This is a genomic window from Brevibacillus fortis, from assembly GCF_046196545.1.
Taxonomy (GTDB): Bacteria; Bacillota; Bacilli; order Brevibacillales; family Brevibacillaceae; genus Brevibacillus; species Brevibacillus fortis_A.
Genome location: NZ_CP176370.1, coordinates 2029202 through 2051987, shown reverse-complemented (window position 1 = coordinate 2051987; position 22786 = coordinate 2029202). Strand labels below are relative to the sequence as shown.

The following is a 22786-nucleotide window of genomic DNA, read 5'->3' as shown; positions in this document are numbered from 1 at the left end:
TCACAAGTTAACCTTTGAAAATGGAGTGATTTCTATTAAAACCATGTTTGAGTACAATTGGATGGTTCGTGAAGAATGGCTGAAATGGTGTGAGGATGTTCCGATGGAAGAATTGCTTCGTCTGCGGTTCGGTGGTGTCGGGGGTATTTTGCACACACTCTTCCATGTTATTGATGTAGAGTGGAGCTGGATTCAAGTCATGCTGGGAAGGCCGGATTTTCAAGAAAGCTTCGACCTTCACAACCGGTTGGAAAACGTTCGTGAGCTGGAGGCAACTTTTCGCCCTGATGTGCTTCAATTTTTGCGCAATTGGGATGAAAGTATGGAAACAAGAGACTTTCAGGATACGAAGCCAGACGGCAGCATCGCTACGTACACATGGGGTGAAATTATGCGACACATGATCGCTCATGAAATCCACCATCTCGGGCAGCTATCGATATGGGCACGAGAAATCGGGAAAAAGCCGATTTCCGCAAACCTGATTGGCAAAAATCTGATTCTCCCTTCAACCAATTTCATTCACTGACCCGATTCAGTACTGAAACGACAAAAACGATTGCATTCGGCAATCGTTTTTGTTTTTGACTTCGCGATATGGATTAATACGGCGAGCCAGCCAGCGGGAGACCTCTGAAAGCATGCATGCTTTCATTCCCCCTGATCCTTGTGTTTACGATTCCACAATCAATGTGACTGGGCCATCATTCAACAGACGTACGTCCATCATTGCGCCAAAGCGTCCTGTTTCCACCTGAAGCCCTTTTTCACGCAGCTTGGCGTTAAACAGCTCGTACAGCGGTTCTGCCTGCTCTGGTCGTGCGGCAGCCATGAAGTTGGGTCTTCTGCCTTTTCTGCAATCGCCATACAGAGTAAATTGTGATACGGACAAAATTTGACCACCCTTGTCTAATACAGAGAAGTTCATTTTGCCTTCCTCGTCTTCAAAAATACGCAAGTTCGCAATTTTGTCTGCGACAAATTCTACTTCTTTTTCTGTGTCTTCATGCGTAATTCCTACCAGTAGCATTAAGCCGTGTTCAATTTGTCCGACGACCTCACCTGCTACGGTAACACTCGCTTCTCTCGTTCTTTGTACGACAACCCTCACAGTGACTCATCCTTCCTGTTATGTAAACAAGAACACCCAATCCACGAGGGATTAGGTGCTCAGTATCCGGCGAACTGAATAAATATCTTTGATGCGCTTGATGCGCTCTACTACTTTCAACAGATGATCCACATTGCTGATCGAGATCGTCATATGAATCGTTGCCACTCGATTTTTATCGGACTTGCCACTGACAGCCGCAATGTTCGTCTTTGTCTCTGCCACAACCTGCAATACATCGTTTAACAGTCCGCTCCGATCATTGCCCGTGATCTCGATCTCTACATGGAAATTATGTTTGAAATCGGTATCCCATTCGACATCAATCAGACGCTCTGTACATTCGTCTGTCAGTACGTTCGGACAGTCCAGTCGATGCACCGATACCCCACGACCTCTTGTAATGAAACCGATAATCTGGTCGCCCGGGACAGGTGTACAGCAACGAGAAATACGGACCAACAAATTATCCAAGCCACGGACTTTGACGCCAGACTCACTCTTGGCAGAACGATTTGCTGGATTCGGTTTGACCTCAGGAATGGTCGGGTTTTGTTCTTCGCGCTCCCGACGGAGTTTGTCTAGGAGACGAGTCGTAATTTGCGATGCCGTAATGCCGCCATAACCGACTGCGGCAAACATGTCTTCTGCCCCTTGGAAATTAAACCGGGCTGCCGCTTCCTTCAGGTTCGCTTCCGTCATCGCTTCTTTTACATCAAAGCTGCGCGACTTGATCTCCGCTTCCACCATCTGCTGACCCTTGGCGACATTCTCTTCCCGCTTCTCTTTTTTAAACCACTGTTTAATTTTATTGCGAGCATGCGCGGATTTGGCCATCTTTAGCCAGTCCTGACTAGGACCGTACGAATGCTTGGAGGTCAGGATTTCGACGATATCGCCTGTTTTCATCGCATAGTCGAGTGGTACGATCTTGCCGTTCACTTTGGCGCCGATCGTTCTGTTTCCTACCGCAGAGTGAATCCGGTAGGAGAAGTCCAGCGGTACAGAGCCTTTTGGCAGCTCGACTACATCGCCTTTTGGCGTGAAGACGAAAACCGTATCGGAGAAAAGATCCTGCTTGAGACTCTCCATGAACTCTTGCGCGTTCGGAGCTTCTTCCGATCCACCTTCGATAATCTCCCGCAGACTGCCCAGCTTCTCTGCAAACGAGCCTTGCACGATGCTTTTGCCTTCCTTGTACGCCCAGTGAGCCGCGATCCCGATCTCAGCTGTTTGGTGCATATCCCAAGTGCGGATTTGCACTTCCAATGGCTCACCTTTTGGACCAATCACTGTAGTATGGAGTGATTGGTACATGTTCGTCTTTGGCATGGCAATGTAATCTTTGAATCTGCCTGGCATCGGCTTCCACAGGGTGTGTACGATACCGAGAACCGCATAACAGTCGCGGATGTCATTCACGATGATCCGCAACGCAAGCAGGTCATATATCTCATTGAACTGCTTGTTTTGTCTCGTCATCTTTTTAAAGATGCTATAGATATGCTTCGGACGTCCCGAAATTTCTGCCTCGATATTTAACTCGCCCAGCTTTTCTCTGATTGTATCCGATGCTTCATTCAGATAGGCTTCACGCTCTACCCGTTTTTTTTGCATCAAATTCACAATCCGATAGTACTGTTGCGGATTCAAATACCGAAGTGCCGTATCTTCTAGTTCCCATTTGACGGAAGCGATCCCCAAGCGATGGGCAAGTGGCGCAAAGATTTCTAGCGTTTCATCGGAAATCTCACGTTGCTTCTCCTCGGACATATGCCGAAGTGTCCTCATGTTGTGCAGACGGTCTGCCAGCTTGATCATGATGACGCGGATGTCCTGTGCCATGGCAACCAGCATCTTGCGGTGGTTTTCGGCGAGCTGCTCTTCTTTGGACTTGTATTTAATTTTTTCCAGCTTGGTCACTCCGTCTACCAGGAGAGCTACATCCGGTCCGAACTGCTCACGGAGATGATCAAGCGTAATCTCGGTATCTTCCACGACATCATGCAAAAATCCAGCCGCAATCGTAACGGCATCCATATGCAGGTTTGCGAGAATACCCGCCACGGCGATTGGGTGCATAATGTAAGGAACGCCTGATTTGCGTATTTGCCCTTCATGCGCTTTTTCGGCAAGCTGATAGGCACGTGTAATCAGGTCCAAATCCGATTGTGATAAATATGTGCTTGCTTTTTTTACTACCTCATCAATGCCGGTAATCATAGTTCCCTTCCCTTATCCTCTCAGTAAAATAACCTCGATCGAGGCCTTCTCACGGAGGAGCGACCGCATTATAGCGGAAAGTTTCACCGAAGTATTGCCGGAAGCAGACGCTGAGGCACTTCGTGATGCGCTCCGGAAAGTTTAAGCCTGGACGCATTTCGCACTGTGAAGCACTTGAACTTTCCTATACGTCTAGAAAACTTGGGCTTTGCCAAGTCTTTTGGCGCAGGCGAAGGCTTACTTGCACGTATCATGTCTGTCTATTTCATACTATTATCTTGTATGTCGTTCGTCTTGTAAAGCTGAATTCCCCTGTAAAGTATGTACAGCCGCAGAAAAAAGAAAAAAACGGGCATTTCACCCGTTTTTCCTTGTTGCATCAATTAATATTGAACGAGCGATTTGACAGGAATTTCACCTATTTTGCTACGTCCATCCAAGTAGGACAGTTCGATGAAGAAAGCAGCTCCGACTACCTTGCCTCCGAGTTGCTCAATCAAATTGATTGTTGTCTCAATGGTTCCACCTGTCGCCAGCAAATCGTCTGCAATCAGAACACGCTGACCTGGTTGGATAGCATCTACGTGTACAGCCAGTGCATCTTTTCCATACTCCAGGTCGTAATCCGCCTTGATGGATTCATATGGCAGCTTGCCAGACTTGCGGATCGGCACAAAGCCAATTCCCATTTCATACGACAATGGAGCACCTACTACGAATCCACGTGCTTCTGGACCCGCAATCACGTCTGCTTGTACTTCACGTGCGAAGACAGCCAAGTCTTGAATCGCAGCTTTGTAAGCAGGGCCATCCTTCAACAGAGTAGTGATGTCCTTGAAACGAATACCTGGCTGTGGAAAATCTGGGATAACACGAATGTATTGTTTAAAATCCATGAAAAATTCCTCCTAAACAGTGGTTGGTTCCACCAATTGATGAAGCGCTTGAATCATTGCATCAGAAGAAGAAAGCAATAAATCCGTAGCAAGCTGTGCCTCTTCCTTCCAATTCGCGTAGAGCATAGAGCTCTCGAGCGGCCTTTTCGCAGTGTTGGCCCTGAGTGTGTACTGCTCGGTTTCTTCTACTAAAAACTCCAGCTCCATAAAAATGGCGATCATGCCGTCCAATAGATTTCTTTTCCATTGCAGCTTTTTGGCCAATGCATCCATATGGATTTTTTTAACAGTTGGCACCTGGACGAAAAACTGGTACAACTGTTTAAAATGATCCCGGCCCGGACAGGAAAGCCGCTCCATTCCCAAATCCGGATCACCAAACAAGCAGTATATTCGCTCCGCTTGTTTGAGCAAGACACGAACCACTTCCAATTCGGAACGATGCTTCGGCAAATCATATAAAATCACGTTGGAAGAGGCTGTGATATTCGTCTCCTCTCGACCAACCACGAACAAGGAACTCACCTGATCACTTGCCGCTTTCGCTGCCAATGGCTCATAGCTTTCCTCGCGAAACAGAATGGTCACCGAATTCGACTCCGCCATCACTTGCTGCCATTTCTCTATCTTGTCACGACTGCCTCGCCAGTCAAACACTTGCTGGTGTCCAACAGACAAATCACGGATCGTCAGCTGAGGCTTTCGATTTCCGTTCCATTCGTTTACAGACAATTCTCCCAATACGTGAAAACGCGCCTTCGGCGTTACTCTCTTTGTTACATGTGCCCAGTTGAAGCCAATTGCATCCAAAGAGGTTCCCGCTTTGTTCAATGTACACTTTAAATGATTGTCATCGCGCCCAATGGTGCGCATCCCTTGCGTTTCTACTTCTTCTAATAAAACGAGCGGTGTTGGATTCCCCATTCCATATGGGGCGAGCTGTTCGAGTTGCTCCGCCGCGGTCAAGCTGATCTCTTCCATGCTCATCGCAACGTCCACTTTGGTCATCGGCGTAAAGTCTTCAGCCGACAACCACTCTCCAGCGAGCTCGTTTAATTTGTGGCGTAATAAGTCGAGATTTTCTACAGGCAACGTCATCCCCGCTGCCATGGTATGACCGCCATAGTGCGGTAGCCATTCCTTGCAAGCAGTCAGACCTTCATACATATCAAAACCTGCAATGCTTCTTGCCGAACCTTTTGCCGTTCCTTTTTCCGGATCAATGCCAAGCACAATCGTTGGACGGTAAAAAAGCTCGACCAATCGGGAAGCTACGATCCCTACCACGCCCACGTTCCAGCCTTCTTTAGCCAGAACGAGAACATTGTTCTGGTCTGGCGGATACAGCTCATTCACCATCTGTACAGCTTCCTCAGTCATCGCTGCGACGATTTCCTGACGTTCGCGGTTTAAGTCGTCCAGCGCCTGGGCACATTTCTCAGCTTCATCCATATCCGAAGTCGTCAGCAATTTCACAGCGGATTCAGCCGTCTCCAGCCTTCCGCTTGCATTGAGACGCGGTCCTAGCGCAAAGCCTACATGTCCCGCAGACAGCTCGGTATCAGCCAACCCACAAACTCGGATTAAGGCTTGCAGACCAAGGTTCCTTGTATGATTTAAGCGCTTTAATCCTGCACGAGCAAGAATACGATTTTCATCTACCAACGGCACCAGATCCGCTATCGTCCCCAATGCCGCCAAATCAGCCAAATGCAGTGGCGGTTCTTTCAGCAAGGCATGCCCCACTTTAAAGGCGACCCCCACTCCCGCCAACATATCAAACGGGTACGAACAGCCGGGCTTCTTGGGGTTAATCACAGCAAATGCCTCCGGGATGATTGCCGGAGGTTCGTGATGGTCGGTTACAATGACGTCAAGACCCAACTGGTTCGCGTACGCTACCTGCTCCACTGCACTGATCCCTGTATCGACAGTAATGATCAGCTTATAGCCGCTCTGATGCAGATGCGCCAATGCGTCTTTATGTAACCCATACCCTTCTGTAAAACGGTTGGGAATGTAGTAGTCAAAAACAGCGCCGAGTTGGCGCAGTAGATGTACCATAAGCGATGTGGAGCTAACCCCATCGGCGTCGTAATCGCCGTATATGCAAATCGGTTCTTGCCTTTGAATGGCTTGTTGAATGCGATGCACGCTTTGTTCCATTCCATCCAGCAAGTAAGGGTCATGAAACAATTCTGGACCGGCTTGCAAAAAATCACGAGCCTTTTGTGATGTGTCAATGCCACGTATCACCAGTAGCTTGGATACGAGCGGAGTAAGCTGGCAATCTGCGGCAATACTAGCAGCAAGCTGCTCATCATAGATGGCCAGTTTCCAGCGTGTTTTCGCTTTCAGCATGGGCTTTCCTCCAATCCTCATTCATTATAGAGGATGGAGCACAAGCCTGACAATAGTGAGGCTTTCTCCGGTAAAAAAAGGAGAAAGCCACGGGAATATCCCCGCGGCTTTCGGATTAGCTTTCGTTTGGAGCAGTTGTATAGCGCTTCTTGTTCATTTCTCTCTTTTTCAAAGAGACCCAGATTTGCGCAGCGATAAAGATCGAAGAGTAGGAACCACTGAGCAATCCGAAGATCAGTACCAGGGAGAAGTTGCGAATCCCTTCGCTTCCCAGGAACACAATCGCAACGGCTGTCGCCAAAACGGTTACCACAGTAAAGACAGAGCGGCGCATTGTCTGCCACAAGCTCACGTTTACCAAGTGTTCCAGATCTTCAATTGTCTTGGTCTTCATCGTGCGTTGATTTTCACGGATACGGTCAAAAATAACAATCGTATCGTTCAAAGAATAACCAACGATGGTCAAGATCGCTGCGATAAAGGTCAAGTCAACCTCAAGTCGAAACACGGAAAACAATGCGATCGGGATAAATACGTCATGCAAGAGAGCAATCGCACACGCGACCCCGATCAAGAACTGAAAGCGGAACGCTACGTAGATGGCAATCCCAAGTGCAGCGAACAAAATTGCCAGTCCCGCATTGCGTACCAATTCTTGTGCAATAATTGGATCAACCGTAGACTCTTGCTTGGTTACCTGATCACCGTACTTGGCTTTCAATGCCTGTTCAATCTCCGTCAACTTTTCCGGTGGAATGGTTTCTTCAAAGCGTGTAAAAGCTTGTTTTTCCCCATATGCTGTCGCATTTGTAAAATGTGTCTCCGGTAGCTTTTCCTGGACGATCGCATCAATATCAGTCGTCGAGAACTCTTTGCCGATATACATATCCAGACGTGTACCTGCTTTAAAATCAACCCCGAGATTCAACCCAAGAGTGAACATGGACAGCAGGCCCAACACAAGAATAATCAATGAAATCACAAAAAACTTTTTACGGTTTTTTACAATGTTGTACTTATCAGCGTACTCCAGTGCTCTATAACTCACCAATTTCACTCTCCTTTACCCCGAACCAAGACGGCTTCTTGAATAGGTTCGTACGGATCAACAAGCCGAGGAGGAAGCGAGAGGCAAAAACGTTTGTAAAAATACTTACGATCGTTGTCAGCATCGAGATAATCGCAAAGCCTTGGATAGAGCTAGTCCCGAAGAAATACAATACCACAGCTGCGATCATAGCCGTAACCTGTGCATCCAAAATGGTGACCAAGGAACGTCGTTCACCTGCACGGAATGCAGATAGAATCGTCTTACCGGAACGGATCTCTTCCTGAATACGTTCGTAGGTAATAATATTCGCGTCCACGGCCATCCCGATTCCCAAAATGAAACCAGCGATCCCTGGCAGTGTAAGCGTCGCATCCATCCAATCCAGGAAGAGCAGGGAGAGATAGATGAAAGCTGCCAATGTAAGATTCGCAACCAAACCTGGCAAACGATAAACCACCAGCATGAACAGGAAAATAAAGGCTCCACCGATATATCCTGCATACAAGGTTTTTTCCAAGGACAACGCACCAAGCGTAGCCCCTACAGATGTTACCTGTTTCTCAATCAGTTTGGCCGGCATTGCACCGGAGTTAAGTAAGTCAGCCAACTCTTGCGCCGATTCTTGCGTATAGTTACCGGTAATTTGTGCACTACCACCGGAAATGACAGACTGAATCGTCGGATTGGTCTGCATTGTATCATCTAGGAAGATTCCCATTGGCTTACCAAGATTTGCACGAGTCACGTCTTCTAGAAGTTTCGATTCTTTAAATTTGACAGTAACCAACGGTCTTTTCAGTTCGTCGTAACCGACTGCTGCTCCCCCTGGAGCCAAATCGCTACCTTGCATCAACGTCTTGCCTTCTACGTCACGGAACGTAAGTACGGCTGGTTTGCCGATCAACTCACGAAGCTTTTCCTGATCAGCATCATGGGAGGCAATCCTCACGCGGATTCGGTCCGGCAGCTCGACGTTTACCTCTGGTTCGGTAACGCCACCGATATTCACCCGTTTTTCAACCATTTGCGCTGTTGCGGCCAATAATGTTGTATCGACCTTTTGTCCTTCATTCAGGGGCTCTACCTGATACAAAATCTCAAAGCCGCCCTTTAGATCCAATCCTAGTGTGATATTGCTTGCTACTTGTCCAGTCGTGGTAAACATACCGCCCAACAAGCCCACCACTACCAGGAACAAAACAAGTCTGCTCCATTTAATCATGTAATACCCCTCTTTCCTAGCCGTGCCTCGTCGTCGACACGAAAACCAATATGCCCATTATAGCGAAGTAAGAAAAAACGTGTCAATTCATGCTGGAAAAGCGAACCATGGTAACCAACCCCTTATCTGCATCGCGCATTTTTACCTATACGATTTAGATAGGAAGAAGTTTCACTAAGAATTTTTGTACATTTGAATCATGAGGTAATTCATATACTTGTTAGGCTTCAAGGACAAAATGTCGTTGACAAGCTGGTGAATCGGTGGCATTTGTTTATAGCCATTCGTGACGCATTCCCAAACGTCTTCAGGTGCCACGTTGTCGTACCCCAAGAGAGCAAATTCCTCTGCCTTGCTTACACAAAGACTTGCGACTTGCCCATACCATTCCTGTTTTTGCGCTTGGTCCATCCCAATTTCCCCCTCAAAGTAGTCATGCCGACAGCGGCACGTCCATATTCTTTACTGAGTGAATTTATCCTTGCAAAGGAGCCTTCCATGAAACAATCCTTCTTTTACGGAACGGTCATCCTCATTATTGCTGGTGGCATTACCAAAGTGTTTGGCTTTGCTCACAGGATCGTGTTGTCGCGCATTATCGGAGCGGAAGGAATGGGGCTTTATCAGATGGTTGTGCCCCTTTTATACTTTCTGATTACTGTGACGACATTCGGACTTCCGGTTGCCATTGCAAAGCAAGTGGCAGAGACGGAAGCGGCTAATAATCCGCGGCTGACTCGCCGATTTCTGTTACTAGCCTTATCGGTCGCCGGCGGGATCAGCCTCTTCATCTGTGTCCTGCTCCTCTTGTTCTCTCAATGGATTTCTGGAATGCTATTCGCGGACCCTCGTGCACACATTGTTCTGCTTGCAGCCATTCCGGTCATCCCGATTTCCGGCATATCTCTTGTCCTGCGAGGATACTTCCAAGGCAAGCAAAACATGATCCCTACTGCCGTCTCTCAACTTGTGGAGCAAATCGTCCGAATGGCACTGGTCGTTGTCATGACGATGTCGTTTCTTTCGGCAGGCATTGAGTACGCCACAGCAGGGGCTGTCGCCAGCATTATTTTTGGAGAAGCCGCCGGACTCTTGTACATTCTCTGGCAGTATCGTAAAGGCAGCAAAAAAGCAGCAGCCCAGCTTCTGGATAAGCCTCTTCTTATGACGGTTTCAGCAAGCAAAAAGAGCTTGTCGCAACTCATCCATGTCGCACTCCCTGTCACGCTTAGCCGCATCATCGGCTCCATTGCTTACGTGTTAGAGCCAATGCTCGTACCGTACGCGCTCGTCATCGCAGGCTTTACCACCTCGACGGCTACTGGGTTGTACGGACAGTTTGCCGGAATGGCCGTTCCTTTGTTACTTTTTCCCACTTTTTTAACGTATTCCTTGTCCGTTTCCCTCGTTCCTGCCGTGGCTGAAGCGGCCTATCAAAAAAATGCTCCACTCGTGCATCGCCGCATTTATCAAGCCATGCGGATTACACTCGTCATCGGAGCACCTTGTACCGTCTTGCTCACCATTTTTGCAGAACCGTTATGTGTCCTGCTCTACGGCAATGAGTATCGGGAGGTTGGCGTGCTGCTAAAAGAGCTGGCACCGTTCTCCGTCTTCCTGTTTTTCCAAGCACCGCTTGCAGCTGCCTTGCAAGGCCTCGATTACGCTCAGGTCGTTTTTCGAAATACGCTGATCAGTGCCATCGTCAAGACTGTCGCCATGTTTTTTTTCACCGCGCATCCAGCTTTCGGCATTCACGGCGCTGTCATTGCTCTTAATATCGGCATTACGCTTGGAACGTTATTGCATTTTGCCAGCCTGATCAAAAAAATTGGTTTTACGGTCGACCTTCGGGAATTCGGCAAAATCGCGGTCGCCATGCTGCTCATGGGTTATTCCGGTTCTTACATTGCCAAGCACTGGTTTATAGACGTATCGATTGGACAGCTATTGACTGCAAGCACCTTCATTAGCACCTTGCTGTACATTGTCCTGCTCGTCACCATGCGCGTCTTGGGCAAGCAAGACGTGCGTCGCATTCCGTGGATCGGCGAACAACTCGCCGTGTTCTTCCCTCGCCGCTAGCGCTCACTGTAGCGGCTTGTCTTTTTTGTCCAAATACATGATTCCACGTTCATCAATGCTGCAAAAAGAAATCTCTCGAATGTCTTTGATTCCGTATTTCCGGATTTCTCGTTTCAGCCAAAGCTGGTTCTGTCCGATCTTGTTCAATGCCTCCGTTCTCACCTTGCCATCGAGAATCAGTGGGATGGGCAGACCTTTGTAAGAAACAGGACCGACTTGAGGCTTGCTCATCAACGATAAATCTTCCCTTGTGATCTTGTCTTTTTGCTCCTTCAAAAACACACTCATCTGTCCGGTTGGCTCCAAAATCGCAAATTCAACATCGGCAATGTTTTTTACGTCTTTCTGCCGCAGGTGTACCATCAAATCATCCATGTTCAAGCGATTGCGACGCATCGCCTGCTCCCTGATTTGCCCATTTTCTATAATCAAATCGGCAGAGCCGTCCACTGTATCGCGGAATTTCTTGCTCTTCAATGACACATAAGCGAAGGCGACCTCCAATAAGGCAATCAACAGCATCGGCAAATAAAACCGAAGAGCAGGCTGATCGACATCCTCAATCGCCAGTGCAGCCATTTCTGCAAGCATGATCGAGATGACTACATCAAAAACGGACAGCTTTCCCAATTCCCGCTTTCCCATCAACCGCACTAAGATCAGGAGGAAAAAATACGAGAAAAGGGTGCGAAGTAACACCATTGTAAGATTATCCACTTTCGCTGCCCCCCAAAGAACATTTGATACTAGTGTTCAACAGGGGGCAGGGAAAGTATTAGCACCAATTACAGCCACTTTCGCTTGCGGAAAATGTGAAGCATGGCAAACGTCATGGCTAGCATAATCACGAGTGCCACGATCAGCATATACGGTTCGGCTTCTTCACCCAGCCATGCGAAAGTATTCATCCCGAATAGTCCGGTGATAAATGTCAACGGAAGGATGATCGTGGAGATAATCGTAAGAACCCGCATCGTCTCCGTTGTTTTGGCGCTAATAATGGTGTAGTACGTATCCAACGCACCGTTAACCAGATCACGGAAGGTTTCCGTTGAATCCGAAATCCGCTCCAAGTGGTCTGTTAGGTCGGTGTAGAACGGAACGTTTTCCTCGGAAATATCGAAGGAGTAACGGCCGTTGACGTTTGCGAAAATTCTTTTTTGCGGCATGATCACACGCCTGATTAAAATAATCGTTCGCTTCAACGCCAGGAACTCTTCGGTAATTTCCTCCATCTGATGTTCATAAATCTCGTCCTCCAGCTCGTCAATCCGCACACTAATCCGATCAATAATGGGAAAATATTCATCGGTAATCCCGTCTACAATGGCATACAGCAAATAGTCAGGACCTCTGTTCAAGTAAGAAATGTTGCGGTGACACATGGCAGCGATCCGACCGATGGTATTCATCGGGGACTTGTGGATCGTCACGATGTAGTTAGGGCCGAGAAAAACGTTCAGTTCTACCGTTGTGATCTCGTCATCGCTTTCTTCATTGTAACGCAGGGCGTGAAAAACGAAGAAATAGTAGTCATCGTACTTGTCTACCTTGGCACGTGGACTGACGTGCAGGCAGTCCTCAATTGCCAGCGGGTGAAAGTCGAAAATCTTGGCAATATAGGGCAGTTCATTGTTTCCCACATCATACAGATCGATCCAGAGCAAATCCTCTGGTGATTTCAGCCATTGATCCTTGGTTGACAGATCAACGTCGTGAAACATCTTCTGTTCAGAGTGGTTATAAAAGTACGTTTTGATCAATCTTCCTCACCCCCATCTCGTTCCCCATCCATCATACGAAAATTCCTATCAATGTTCAACGCGAAGATGAATACGTGAGCCAAGCCTCTCATATAGATGTACAAACACTTCCAATAAGGGGGTACATACCGTGCGAAGTGCATCCACCTCTGTACTGACAGGTCTACTGTATACGACATGTCTTGTTTTAATTGGAGCATTGCTCGCGACCCTGCTCCTTAGCTTCACCTCGATACGTGAAGGCACGCTGCCCTATTTTACGTACGTGAGCAATGCCATTGCCCTCTTGATCGGGGGATTTGTTACTGGACGTCGTTGCGGCGGCAAGGGCTGGTACTACGGCGGACTTACCGGACTCACTTACTTCCTTTTCATCATCTTGATTGGCTTCCTCGGCTTTGACGCACCTATGCAATGGGGGACCTTCCTGTTCTTGTTCGGCGCTTTTGGAGTGGCTGCGTTAGGTGGGATTCTCGGCGTGAATTCGGCCAATTCCAACAACAAGCATAAAGGCGGTAAACCTAAAGTTATCAAGCCTCGCCGCTAAAACAAGACAGAAAAAAGCAGGTGGATTACCCACCTGCTTTTCGCATGTATTATTTGGATTCTTCTTTTGCTTCTTCGCTTTTCGCTGGTTCACTCTTTGCAGGTTCGTTGCTGGAAGAAACTACGCTGTTGATCGCACCACGATCGAACGTAACGTTTACGTTGTGAGCAATACGCAAAGTGATAGTATCATCAGACAGGTCTTGGATCGTTCCATGCACTCCACCGATTGTTACGATCTTGTCGCCTTTTTTCAGAGCACCAAGCATAGCGTTGCGTTGTTTTGCCTTCTTTTGTTGCGGACGAATCAGCAAGAAGTAAAAAATCGCAAACATGATGATAATCGGTAAAAACTGAGTCAAGCCATCCATGAAAAAAATCCCCCTCGATTAAAAAGATCTATCTTCACCCAATCCATATTGAGCGAAAAACTGGTCGCGGAAATCTTGCAAGCGGTCTTCGGCAATCGCCTGACGCACCTGTTCCATTAACTTCACCAGGAAGTGCAGGTTGTGGTAGGTAGTTAATCGGATGCCAAAGGTTTCCTCCGACTTGACCAGGTGTCGGATGTAAGCACGTGTGTAATTTTTGCAAGTGTAGCAATCGCAATTTGGATCAAGCGGGGTAAAGTCGCGCGCGTATTTTGCATTGCGGATGACCAGTCTTCCCTGGCTTGTCATGCATGTCCCATTGCGGGCAATTCTTGTCGGCAACACACAATCAAACATGTCGATGCCGCGGATCGATCCCTCGATAAGAGCATCTGGTGAACCAACCCCCATCAAATAGCGGGCTTTGCTTGTCGGAAGCAGTGGAACGGTGTGCTCCAGCACTTCATACATCAAAGGAAACGGTTCTCCCACGCTCAAACCGCCGATCGCGTATCCTGGGAAATCCATGGAAACGAGATCGCGTGCACTTTGTGCGCGCAAATCGTTGAACATGCCACCCTGAACGATTCCAAACAAAGCTTGTTCGTTTGGACGAGTATGCGCCTTCAGGCAACGCTCTGCCCAGCGGGTTGTTCGCTCCATTGATTTTTTTACGTAATCGTACTCCGCAGGATAAGGAGCACACTCATCGAATGCCATGAAAATATCGGCACCCAACGCGTTTTGAATCTGTGTAGCCTCTTCAGGACCAATAAAAAGCTTTTCTCCGTTTAAGTGGGAACGGAAGGATACTCCTTCCTCCGTGATCTTGCGGAGGTTGCTAAGGCTAAATACTTGAAACCCGCCGGAATCAGTCAGAATGGCACGGTCCCAATTCATAAAGCCGTGCAATCCGCCTGCCTCGCGAACAATTTCATGCCCTGGACGAAGAAACAAATGGTACGTATTACTGAGGATGATGCCCGCGCCAATCGCTTTTAACTCTTCGGGGCTCATCGTCTTTACTGTCGCTTGTGTACCGACAGGCATAAAGACAGGGGTGTCAATCGTCCCATGAGGGGTATGTAGCTTACCGAGACGTGCACCAGTTTGTTTGCATGTTTTGATTAACTCGTAGCGTACAGCCAAATCTTTGCACTCCTCAAGCTATGTATGTAAGTCTTACCTATTATAGAAAAACTTCTGGGTGAAGTAAACCCACCTGACTAATAACAGGTGGGTTGTTCACATTTTTATAAAATTAACATCGCATCGCCAAAACTGAAGAAGCGATACTCCTCTTCCACAGCCATTTTATAGGCACGCATCACATTCTCTTTTCCTGCCAAAGCGCTCACTAGCATGACGAGCGTAGACTTCGGCAAGTGGAAATTCGTCAGGAGCCCGTCTAGGATGGAAAACGTGTAGCCCGGATAAATGAAAATATCCGTCCAACCAGAGGTTGCCACCAGCTTTCCTCCATTCGCGCGACCTACTGTCTCCAATGTGCGGCATGATGTCGTCCCGACAGCGATTACTCTTCTACCTTCTGCTTTAGCCTGATTCACCAGCTCTACTGTTTCCGCGGGGATCTCATAGTACTCCGCGTGCATGACATGCTCTTCCACGGAATCCGCTGATACAGGGCGAAAAGTCCCAAGGCCCACATGCAGGGTCACGTAAGCCAGCTGTACGCCTTTGGCAGCGATTTGTTCCAAGTACGGCTTCGTGAAATGAAGTCCGGCTGTCGGAGCTGCTGCAGAGCCGCGCTCCTTCGCATAGACTGTCTGGTAACGCTCACTGTCCTCCAGTTGCGCGTGAATATACGGAGGCAAAGGCATCGAGCCTAATTGGTCGAGAATCTCATAAAAGATTCCCTCGTACAAAAAGCGCACGATTCGTCCACCCGTCTCTGTCACATCTTCACAAACACAACGCAAAAGACCGTTACCAAAAACTACTTCTGTCCCCGGCTTCATCCGCTTCCCGGGCTTCACCAGCGTCTCCCAGCGATCGTCACCAAGTGATTTCAACAAAAGGATTTCTATTTTTGCACCAGTCTCCGCCTTTTCTCCAATTAATCTGGCAGGTAAAACGCGGCTGTCATTCATGACGAGTACATCCCCTGCCTGGAGGTGATCGATTAAATTGGTAAATTGCTGATGAACGATATTACCTGTTTGTTTCTCTAACACGAGCAATCTCGATGAAGTTCGGTCTTCTAACGGGTGCTGGGCAATCAAATGCTCCGGCAAATCAAAATCAAATTGTTGCACGTCCACGAAATCGTTACTCCTTTTTGCGGTAGATCTTGTGGCAAACGACTTACTTTTCGATTGTCACATCCTGGTAGTAGTGTTGCAAGATATCTTTGTAGTCATACCCTTCCTCTGCCATCGCACGAGCTCCGTATTGCGAGACGCCAAGTCCGTGCCCAAAGCCAGTACCACGGAAGATGAATTGTGACCCATTGATCATTTCTACTTCAAACTTGGTGCTGCGCAGAGGGGAACCACCTTGTTGAAACACAGAACGGAAAGCATCCGGTGAAGAAACGACGATCGGCGTCCCGTTTGCTTCCATCGCGATCACCCGTCCAGATGGACCTCGTTCTGTCACTTTCAGGCTCGTTACGTTCCCTGAAATGCGTGGAGCTTTGTTCTTGTCATGCGCGGCATTGATCATGGCTGCAACCTCTGTAGCGGTAAACGGTCCACGTGTCCACGCATACGCATTTTCTTCTTTTACTTCTGAGAGGATCGTTACTTCTGCGCCAGTAGGGAGTACGGACAACACACGATGCGTCGTGGTACTTGGACCTGAGCGCAAATTGGTATTCTCGGTCGAAATGACCGCCATTCTTTGTCCCGCTGAATTGCTCTGGCCTGTTTCGGTTACCAGATCATTTCTTACATAGCCGAGCGATCCATCTGCTAAAGCCACGCGATACCATACGCTCGCATTGTCCATTGGATACGTGTCTTTACTCTCGACAGATCGCAAATAAGGAACCGGATTGCCCCATACTTCTGTGCCGTCCGCCGTCATACCGCCTGCATTGGAATAGAAGAGCGACTCGGCTGGCTTGCCTTGGTAGTAAATGATTTCGCCTTCTGTCTCGTTGACGGCCTCACGCACATCATCAGACTCTTTTGTATAGCCATAATACGCCTGTTCGAAAACCGTATCGGACACATTGGCAACTCCATACTTATTGCCTTGCCACACAGCACGAGTTCTCGACAGAACCGCCTGTGTTTTCAACGCTTCCATCGGCCAGCCTGGAGCCATTTCAGAGCCAACGACTCCATACAGATACTCTTCCATTGGAAGCTCATTTACTAGCGTCAAGTGACCATTGTATTCCGACAGCTCCATCTCACCGCGATAGGTGCGCTGCTCTCGTTCCACAACGCCAATCACCGATTCATCGCCTGCTTTATTCGCTTCAACTGTCAGCTTTACTTGTGGGGAGAATACATACTTCCAAATCACTTCATCTGGTGATCCGTATACATCCTGCTTCAATATAACATAAGCTTGGTTGTCTGGCTCCTGATAGGAGAAAGAAGGAAATGCGGCACTTGCTCTTCGTTTCAATTCTTTGACCGCATCAGGACTAACCTCGTCGCCAATCCAAACCGCATATTTAACTTTATCCCCATCTGATACCATCACGGGATAAGCAGGAATACCTGCTGCTTCAAATGACGCTTGCCATTCTTGTGCTTCTTTTAAGCTTTTGAATTTACCCGCTTCGAGTCGATGTGGACCTTTTACCAGCGGATTCTGCCCGATTGCTTGGGCAACCGTTTTTGCCTGATTAGCAGCAGCCTGATACGTGTCATACGTTCCGCTTACGACCTGATAAAGGGTCTGACCGTTTCGCTTTGCCACCTGGATGGAGCCCTCGTATTTTCGTTGGCTCATTTGCTGTGCAATCTGCTGTGCGCGATTCCAGTCCCCTGTTTCGGCAACGATCAGATGATATTCATCAACCCGGTAACGAGTTGCATCTCCCTTTAATTCGGGTAAATCTGTCTTGCCCTCGGGTCCATTGAGTACGACTTCCATTCCATTTTCAGCCGTTAGCGTAACGGAAGGAACTACTCCCCGATAGCCTTGTCCTGTATCCACAAATAGCGCAACCCTGATATTGTCGCCGGCTGCCTGCGCTGGTACTTGTCCTCCCACGAGAACTACTGATAGCAGGCCCACCGAAAGGACTTTCCCCATCCATTTCTTTCTCATGTCGTCCATTGTCCTTTCTCCACCTGATTTTCAACAAAAATTGGCATGTCTTCCCATGTTTTTCGACAATCATCGGCTGATCTCCTGCCTTTTTCGTAAAATGGGACCAAACGCCCGCACGCAAAAACCACCGGAACGATGAGCTCCGATGGCCTTCACACTTACCTATTTAAACAACCGGAATAAATACATGCCAAGAGAAAGGACGATGCTGATGACAATACAAGTCACAATTGGAAAGTAGAACTTGACGTTTTCCTTTTCTACCACGATATCTCCAGGCAAACGCCCCAGTGGCAAAAATCTGCCTCCTACCTGCCACAAAAGACCGATTACGATTAAAGCAGCACCACCAATAATAAGTAGCTTGGCTACAGGATTCACGATTTCATCTCCCGACCAAAGTGTTGGTACGCACTCGGGGTGAGAACACGCCCCCGCGGCGTCCGCTGCATAAAGCCAATTTGCATGAGATATGGCTCGCAAACATCTTCCACCGTTTGTGACTCTTCCCCGATTGTTGCTGCGATCGTATCCAGTCCAACAGGTCCACCGTCAAAGCGATCAATAATTGCTAGCAACAGTTTATGGTCGATATGATCGAGACCGCAGGCATCCACTTGCAATCTTTCCAGCGCTTCTTTGGCAATCTCTGTCGTAATGACGCCTTCGCCTTTTACTTGAGCAAAATCGCGAACTCGCTTCAGCAAACGGTTTGCCACTCGGGGTGTTCCCCGCGAACGTCTGGCAATCTCCTCTGCTCCACCTTCTCGAATGACAACCTGCAGGATGTCGGCTGCCCGTGAAACGATGAAGGTCAGTTCCGGGACTGTATAAAACTCCAGGCGATTTACAACTCCAAAGCGATCTCGAAGCGGCGCGGACAGCATGCCAGCTCGCGTTGTGGCCCCGACCAGTGTAAATGGCGGCAAATCCAAACGAACACTGCGAGCACTTGGCCCTTTACCGATAATGATGTCCAGCGCAAAATCCTCCATAGCCGGATATAAAACTTCCTCTACGCTTCGGTTGAGCCTGTGAATCTCGTCAATAAACAGGACATCCCCTTCTTGCAAATTCGTCAAAATCGCCGCCAAATCACCCGGACGCTCAATTGCCGGACCAGACGTCGTGCGGATATTCACACCCAGCTCATTTGCGATAATTTGCGAAAGGGTCGTCTTCCCCAGACCAGGCGGACCGTACAGCAATACGTGATCCAACGACTCTTTCCGCATTTTGGCTGCTTCAATAAAAATTTTCAAGTTTTCCTTCACGTGCTGTTGACCGATGTACTCGTTTAAATAGCGAGGACGGAGGCTCAGCTCCGCCGCATCTTCTTCCCAATTCATATGCGTCGTGATGATCCGAGAATCCAAAATCCTACCCCCTCATGAGCAACGCAAGCCCTTGTTTGATGAGCTTTTCTACACCATCGCCCTCTTTTGATTTCTCAGACAGCGTGTTTCTAATTTTTTGCAGTTCACCATCAGAGTAACCCAGTGCGGTCAATGCATCGAGCGCTTCGTTCAGTGCGGACACGGCTTGCTCGCCTGCTGTCAAATCACCCGCTGCAACAGTCAAAATCGCAGATGGTGTGTACCCTACCAATTTATCCTTCAAATCGAGGATAATGCGCTGGGCAGTCTTTTTCCCAATCCCCGGAAATTTCGTCAAATAGGTAACATTCTCCTGTTGAACCGCCATCACCAGCTGCTCAGGAGTCGCCGCAGCCAGAATCGCCAAGCCGCCCTTTGGACCGATTCCGCTAACATCAAGCAGCTTGCGGAATAAATCGCGTTCGTCACGGGTAGCAAAGCCGTACAGCAGAATGGCATCTTCCCGCACATGGTGGTGGGTAAACAATTTGGTTTTGCTACCTTCATACCGAACGAATTGGTATGGGTTTGGGCAAAACAGTCGATAACCAATTCCGCCCGTTTCGATAACTATGTATTCCGAATCGAGATAACTAAGTGTACCTTCTACAAAATCAATCATTTCTGAACCCCTTCCGAAATGGAAATGAACGCGCGAAACTGTGCGTGCGTAATAGCAATACCCAATGCGTCCGCCACGTCGTCAGGCTTTGGTACTTCTTTTAACCGCAATAGGAGCTTCGTCATTTCCTGTATTTGCTTCTTCTCTGCTCCCCCGTATCCAGTCACGGCTTGCTTGACCTGCATCGGGGTATATTCATAGACCGGCACACCAGCCAGCTCTGCTGCAAGTATAATAACCCCTCGCGCTTGACCAACTGTAAAGGCCGTCGTCACGTTTTTATTAAAGAAAAGCTTTTCGACGGACATTTCATCGGGACGATATGTTTCCAGAAGGCTCTGCATTGCCTCAAATATCTGTTTCAATCTAAGCGGTACTGGCAATCCTGCTTCTGTCTGAATGCTTCCATATTGGACGGGACGCAATTGGCTGCCCTCTTTATCCACAACCCCGAAGCCAACAATCGCAATGCCAGGGTCAATTCCTAAAATGCGCATAGTCCACTCTCCGTGAGCAAAGATTCTACTCTCTACTGTAACACAAAGCACCTAAAAAGCGAACGTGTATTTCCATAGCAAAGACCCGCTCCCTATAAAAGGAACGGGTTATACGGCGTCGTTAGTGTTTGTTCATTCCGAGTGAATCCGACACATCATGCTGCATGTGGGCATAGTCGTCTACGCCACTCTGCATGTGCTCTTTGATCTTGTTGATCTGTTGGTAATTGAGCTTGTTGTGCCCCTGGTTCAACTGAACGTACAAACGCTGATGGAACTGGTCTTTGTAGCTACCTCTAGGCATGGTAGACATGGTCTAAAGACTCCTCCTTCGATCACCGTATGAAAACAGTATGGCGCAAGCGCAAAGGCGCTATGATACCAAGATTTACGCCACATGAGCCAGACATTTAATTGAAACGATAAGCAGTGGAGGTGTTGGTTGTTGCGAAGCAAAGTCCTTATTTTTTGTCTATGCCTTTTCGTAATCGCACTGTCAATGCCGCACTCTACATTTGCCAAGGTCAAGAATGACATCACGGTCACCGTTTCAGTGTCACCCGAATCCTCCTTCCAAACGACCATGTCCTTCCGTGATCAAAAGCAATTTACGAAGCGGCTATTGGGCTCTACTACTGAAGTCGCCTCTTATAACCCGCACTGGGTACGAGCTACACTGACCGTAAAACAACGAATGTATGTATATGATCACGATGGCCAGCTTTATGAAAAAGAAATGCCTCGTCGTTATGTTTTGAGAAACGATGTTCGCCAGCGGATCGAAGAAATGGTCAAGTCCGTAGAGGCTGCCCATTTTGCACAAGCCATTCCCTGGGAACAGGTGAAAAAAAAGTTAAAACGGATGGAGTTCGGTACCGTGATTGATTTAGAGACAGGCCAACGTTTTGATGTCCAGCGCAGAGCAGGCAGTCGCCATGCCGATGTTCAACCGTTGACACGCAAGGATACACAGATCATGAAGATCATTTATCAAGGGAAATGGTCATGGAAGCGCAGAGCCATTCTGGTAGAGGTAGACGGTACTTATTTTGCAGCATCCATGCACGGAATGCCTCATGGCTCTGGCGCGATTAAAGGAAATGAATTCCCCGGGCATTTTTGCATCCACTTTATCGGCAGCTCCACCCATCGGCGTACAGAGCCCGATCCTAGTCACAGCATGATGATTCTCAAGGCCTCCGGAGCACTTGCGACTACCATAAAAGGGGCGTCTCCTGAAGAGCTCGTCGGCTATTTTCTCATCGCTCTGCATGAGCACGACACCCATGCGATGCGAATGACAACCGACGGATTCTCACTTCCAGAAGAACTGTCCGCGATCGAATCTGTGCGATCGTCAGAAATCGTCATTCCGTCAGACGAACGAGGCCCCCTCTTGATAGAAGTTCCTGTTCGACTCACGTACATCGCCCGGGAAGACGGTAATTTTCGACGAACATGGAAGTTTCTTTTGCGCCGCGAAGTGCCGGGGGAACGCTGGCGAATCATTGCGGTTGAACTGAATCCATAGTTCCATAGCAATGGAAACAAAAATCCCTTTCCAGTCCAATACGTGATGGTTACACGAAAGGCTCGAAAGGGATTTCTTTTGGTTCACCCGTTTTCATTGGCCACTCCATTGGTATTCGCCATAAGTGGACAATACACTGTTATACTCTGCCACATTCCGAATGCGAATCCCCCGTTTCAGATTCTCCCATTCCTCTTTTGGCAGACTCGCTTCCATTTTTGCAGTATCGATTCGATAAAAGGTTTGCACCACATCTTGTTCAGCAGGCAGACCATGAAAGAGAGTAAGCATGCCGTCCGCAGCTATTCCGATATGTCCATTCTCCTTGCACGCTGGCGCTATATCCTGCTCGCGTTTCATCAAGATCATCTTGACAGGTTCTGCTTGTACAATTTCCCATCCATTATAGTTGCCAATGACGTCTGCCAGTTGATTGGTCCGAACTGACACATGTTCTTCGTCTCGGACCCCACACAAATAATGGCGAGCTAAAATCAGTTCGTACGACGTCCCCGCTACTACATCTGCTTTGCCTGTATGGTTCAGTAAACGAGCAAGACCCGAATCGTTTCCGTCCTTTCCTACTAACAGGATGCCGATTACAACGCCAGTGGCTAATGCTGCACCCCACGACGCGTAAACCACCCACTTTTTCTTCTCAGTCACATAGAACCCCTTCTTTTATATAGGCTTTTCTTCCTATCATTACCACAAAGAAAGTGGGACATACGCGACCAATGAGGGATTGACGTTATATTTTTTTATTTTTTTCAATACAAAAAATTAATATACTATTTCATCTAGCTATCTATCCAGCGTCTGATTCTAATGATAAACTATTTTTGCTTGGCATTATTGTAAACTTATGGAGGTCATT

Annotated in this window: 23 protein-coding genes; 4 read left to right on the top strand and 19 right to left on the bottom strand. The window is 48.0% G+C overall.

Annotated features, from left to right (window positions below; translation table 11 throughout):
* The first annotated feature begins 34 nt into the window (after positions 1–34).
* Positions 35–529, top strand: a complete 495-nt coding sequence (locus tag ACKKE8_RS10640) for a DinB family protein (RefSeq protein ID WP_409179091.1) — start codon at positions 35–37, stop codon at positions 527–529.
* A gap of 144 nt (positions 530–673) precedes the next feature.
* On the opposite strand, the gene dtd is transcribed toward ACKKE8_RS10640, so the two are convergent.
* The 7 genes from dtd to ACKKE8_RS10605 all read right to left on the bottom strand — a co-directional run bounded on the left by dtd (position 674) and on the right by ACKKE8_RS10605 (position 9275).
* Complete coding sequence (gene dtd / locus ACKKE8_RS10635) at positions 674–1111, bottom strand: D-aminoacyl-tRNA deacylase (RefSeq protein ID WP_409178141.1); 438 nt, start codon at positions 1109–1111, stop codon at positions 674–676.
* Positions 1112–1162: 51 nt separating this feature from the next.
* Positions 1163–3334, bottom strand: coding sequence for a bifunctional (p)ppGpp synthetase/guanosine-3',5'-bis(diphosphate) 3'-pyrophosphohydrolase (locus ACKKE8_RS10630; protein WP_106839325.1), 2172 nt, complete (start codon positions 3332–3334; stop codon positions 1163–1165).
* 383 nt (positions 3335–3717) lie between these two features.
* Positions 3718–4230 (bottom strand): adenine phosphoribosyltransferase, encoded by a 513-nt coding sequence (locus tag ACKKE8_RS10625; protein ID WP_173608447.1) that lies wholly within the window; start codon positions 4228–4230, stop codon positions 3718–3720.
* A 12-nt stretch (positions 4231–4242) separates the two neighbouring features.
* Positions 4243–6591, bottom strand: coding sequence for a single-stranded-DNA-specific exonuclease RecJ (gene recJ, locus ACKKE8_RS10620; RefSeq protein WP_409178140.1), 2349 nt, complete (start codon positions 6589–6591; stop codon positions 4243–4245).
* Between the two features lie 115 nt (positions 6592–6706).
* A complete protein-coding gene (secF, locus tag ACKKE8_RS10615; RefSeq protein WP_409178139.1) occupies positions 6707–7639 on the bottom strand; it encodes a protein translocase subunit SecF in 933 nt (310 codons plus the stop codon).
* Positions 7629–8864: a protein translocase subunit SecD gene (gene secD / locus ACKKE8_RS10610; RefSeq protein ID WP_409178138.1), complete on the bottom strand. Its 1236-nt coding sequence runs from the start codon at positions 8862–8864 to the stop codon at positions 7629–7631. Before secD ends, secF begins: the two co-directional genes overlap by 11 nt.
* Before the next feature lie 174 nt (positions 8865–9038).
* Positions 9039–9275: a post-transcriptional regulator gene (locus ACKKE8_RS10605; RefSeq protein WP_409178137.1), complete on the bottom strand. Its 237-nt coding sequence runs from the start codon at positions 9273–9275 to the stop codon at positions 9039–9041.
* Positions 9276–9362: 87 nt separating this feature from the next.
* Here ACKKE8_RS10605 and spoVB point away from each other — a divergent pair, with 87 nt between their 5' ends.
* On the top strand, positions 9363–10949 hold the full coding sequence (spoVB, locus tag ACKKE8_RS10600; protein WP_409178136.1) for a stage V sporulation protein B: 1587 nt from the start codon (positions 9363–9365) through the stop codon (positions 10947–10949).
* A 3-nt stretch (positions 10950–10952) separates the two neighbouring features.
* Here the strand turns inward: spoVB and ACKKE8_RS10595 are convergent, their stop codons facing one another.
* Together ACKKE8_RS10595 and corA are read right to left on the bottom strand one after the other, a co-directional pair.
* The gene (locus ACKKE8_RS10595) at positions 10953–11666 is read right to left on the bottom strand and encodes a DUF421 domain-containing protein (RefSeq protein WP_409178135.1); all 714 of its coding nucleotides are present in this window, start codon (positions 11664–11666) and stop codon (positions 10953–10955) included.
* 68 nt (positions 11667–11734) lie between these two features.
* Positions 11735–12712, bottom strand: a complete 978-nt coding sequence (gene corA / locus ACKKE8_RS10590; RefSeq protein WP_016739224.1) for a magnesium/cobalt transporter CorA — start codon at positions 12710–12712, stop codon at positions 11735–11737.
* A gap of 130 nt (positions 12713–12842) precedes the next feature.
* On the opposite strand from corA, the gene ACKKE8_RS10585 reads away from it, so the two are divergent.
* The gene (locus ACKKE8_RS10585) at positions 12843–13259 is read left to right on the top strand and encodes a TIGR04086 family membrane protein (RefSeq protein WP_409178134.1); all 417 of its coding nucleotides are present in this window, start codon (positions 12843–12845) and stop codon (positions 13257–13259) included.
* A 49-nt stretch (positions 13260–13308) separates the two neighbouring features.
* On the opposite strand, the gene yajC is transcribed toward ACKKE8_RS10585, so the two are convergent.
* From yajC to ACKKE8_RS10540, 9 genes are all read right to left on the bottom strand, one after another.
* The gene (yajC, locus tag ACKKE8_RS10580) at positions 13309–13629 is read right to left on the bottom strand and encodes a preprotein translocase subunit YajC (RefSeq protein WP_017247568.1); all 321 of its coding nucleotides are present in this window, start codon (positions 13627–13629) and stop codon (positions 13309–13311) included.
* Positions 13630–13647: 18 nt separating this feature from the next.
* On the bottom strand, positions 13648–14778 hold the full coding sequence (gene tgt, locus ACKKE8_RS10575) for a tRNA guanosine(34) transglycosylase Tgt (RefSeq protein WP_409178133.1): 1131 nt from the start codon (positions 14776–14778) through the stop codon (positions 13648–13650).
* A gap of 104 nt (positions 14779–14882) precedes the next feature.
* Positions 14883–15911, bottom strand: a complete 1029-nt coding sequence (queA, locus tag ACKKE8_RS10570; RefSeq protein ID WP_409178132.1) for a tRNA preQ1(34) S-adenosylmethionine ribosyltransferase-isomerase QueA — start codon at positions 15909–15911, stop codon at positions 14883–14885.
* 43 nt (positions 15912–15954) lie between these two features.
* Positions 15955–17889: a SpoIID/LytB domain-containing protein gene (locus tag ACKKE8_RS10565; RefSeq protein ID WP_409178131.1), complete on the bottom strand. Its 1935-nt coding sequence runs from the start codon at positions 17887–17889 to the stop codon at positions 15955–15957.
* Between the two features lie 156 nt (positions 17890–18045).
* A complete protein-coding gene (locus ACKKE8_RS10560; RefSeq protein ID WP_012685583.1) occupies positions 18046–18264 on the bottom strand; it encodes a DUF2905 domain-containing protein in 219 nt (72 codons plus the stop codon).
* Entirely contained in the window at positions 18261–19259 is a 999-nt protein-coding gene (ruvB, locus tag ACKKE8_RS10555; protein ID WP_012685582.1) for a Holliday junction branch migration DNA helicase RuvB, read from the bottom strand. The genes ACKKE8_RS10560 and ruvB overlap by 4 nt, the downstream gene beginning before the upstream one ends.
* Before the next feature lie 4 nt (positions 19260–19263).
* A complete protein-coding gene (gene ruvA / locus ACKKE8_RS10550; protein ID WP_048032131.1) occupies positions 19264–19881 on the bottom strand; it encodes a Holliday junction branch migration protein RuvA in 618 nt (205 codons plus the stop codon).
* Positions 19878–20378 (bottom strand): crossover junction endodeoxyribonuclease RuvC, encoded by a 501-nt coding sequence (ruvC, locus tag ACKKE8_RS10545; RefSeq protein WP_007724528.1) that lies wholly within the window; start codon positions 20376–20378, stop codon positions 19878–19880. Before ruvC ends, ruvA begins: the two co-directional genes overlap by 4 nt.
* 121 nt (positions 20379–20499) lie before the next feature.
* Positions 20500–20691 carry a hypothetical protein gene (locus ACKKE8_RS10540; RefSeq protein WP_047072775.1) on the bottom strand — a complete coding sequence of 64 codons (192 nt, stop codon included), beginning with the start codon at positions 20689–20691 and terminating at the stop codon, positions 20500–20502.
* A 129-nt stretch (positions 20692–20820) separates the two neighbouring features.
* On the opposite strand from ACKKE8_RS10540, the gene ACKKE8_RS10535 reads away from it, so the two are divergent.
* The gene (locus tag ACKKE8_RS10535) at positions 20821–21909 is read left to right on the top strand and encodes a hypothetical protein (RefSeq protein WP_409178130.1); all 1089 of its coding nucleotides are present in this window, start codon (positions 20821–20823) and stop codon (positions 21907–21909) included.
* 93 nt (positions 21910–22002) lie between these two features.
* Here ACKKE8_RS10535 and ACKKE8_RS10530 read toward each other — a convergent pair whose 3' ends face one another.
* A complete protein-coding gene (locus ACKKE8_RS10530; RefSeq protein ID WP_409178129.1) occupies positions 22003–22575 on the bottom strand; it encodes a BofC C-terminal domain-containing protein in 573 nt (190 codons plus the stop codon).
* Positions 22576–22786 lie beyond the last annotated feature (211 nt).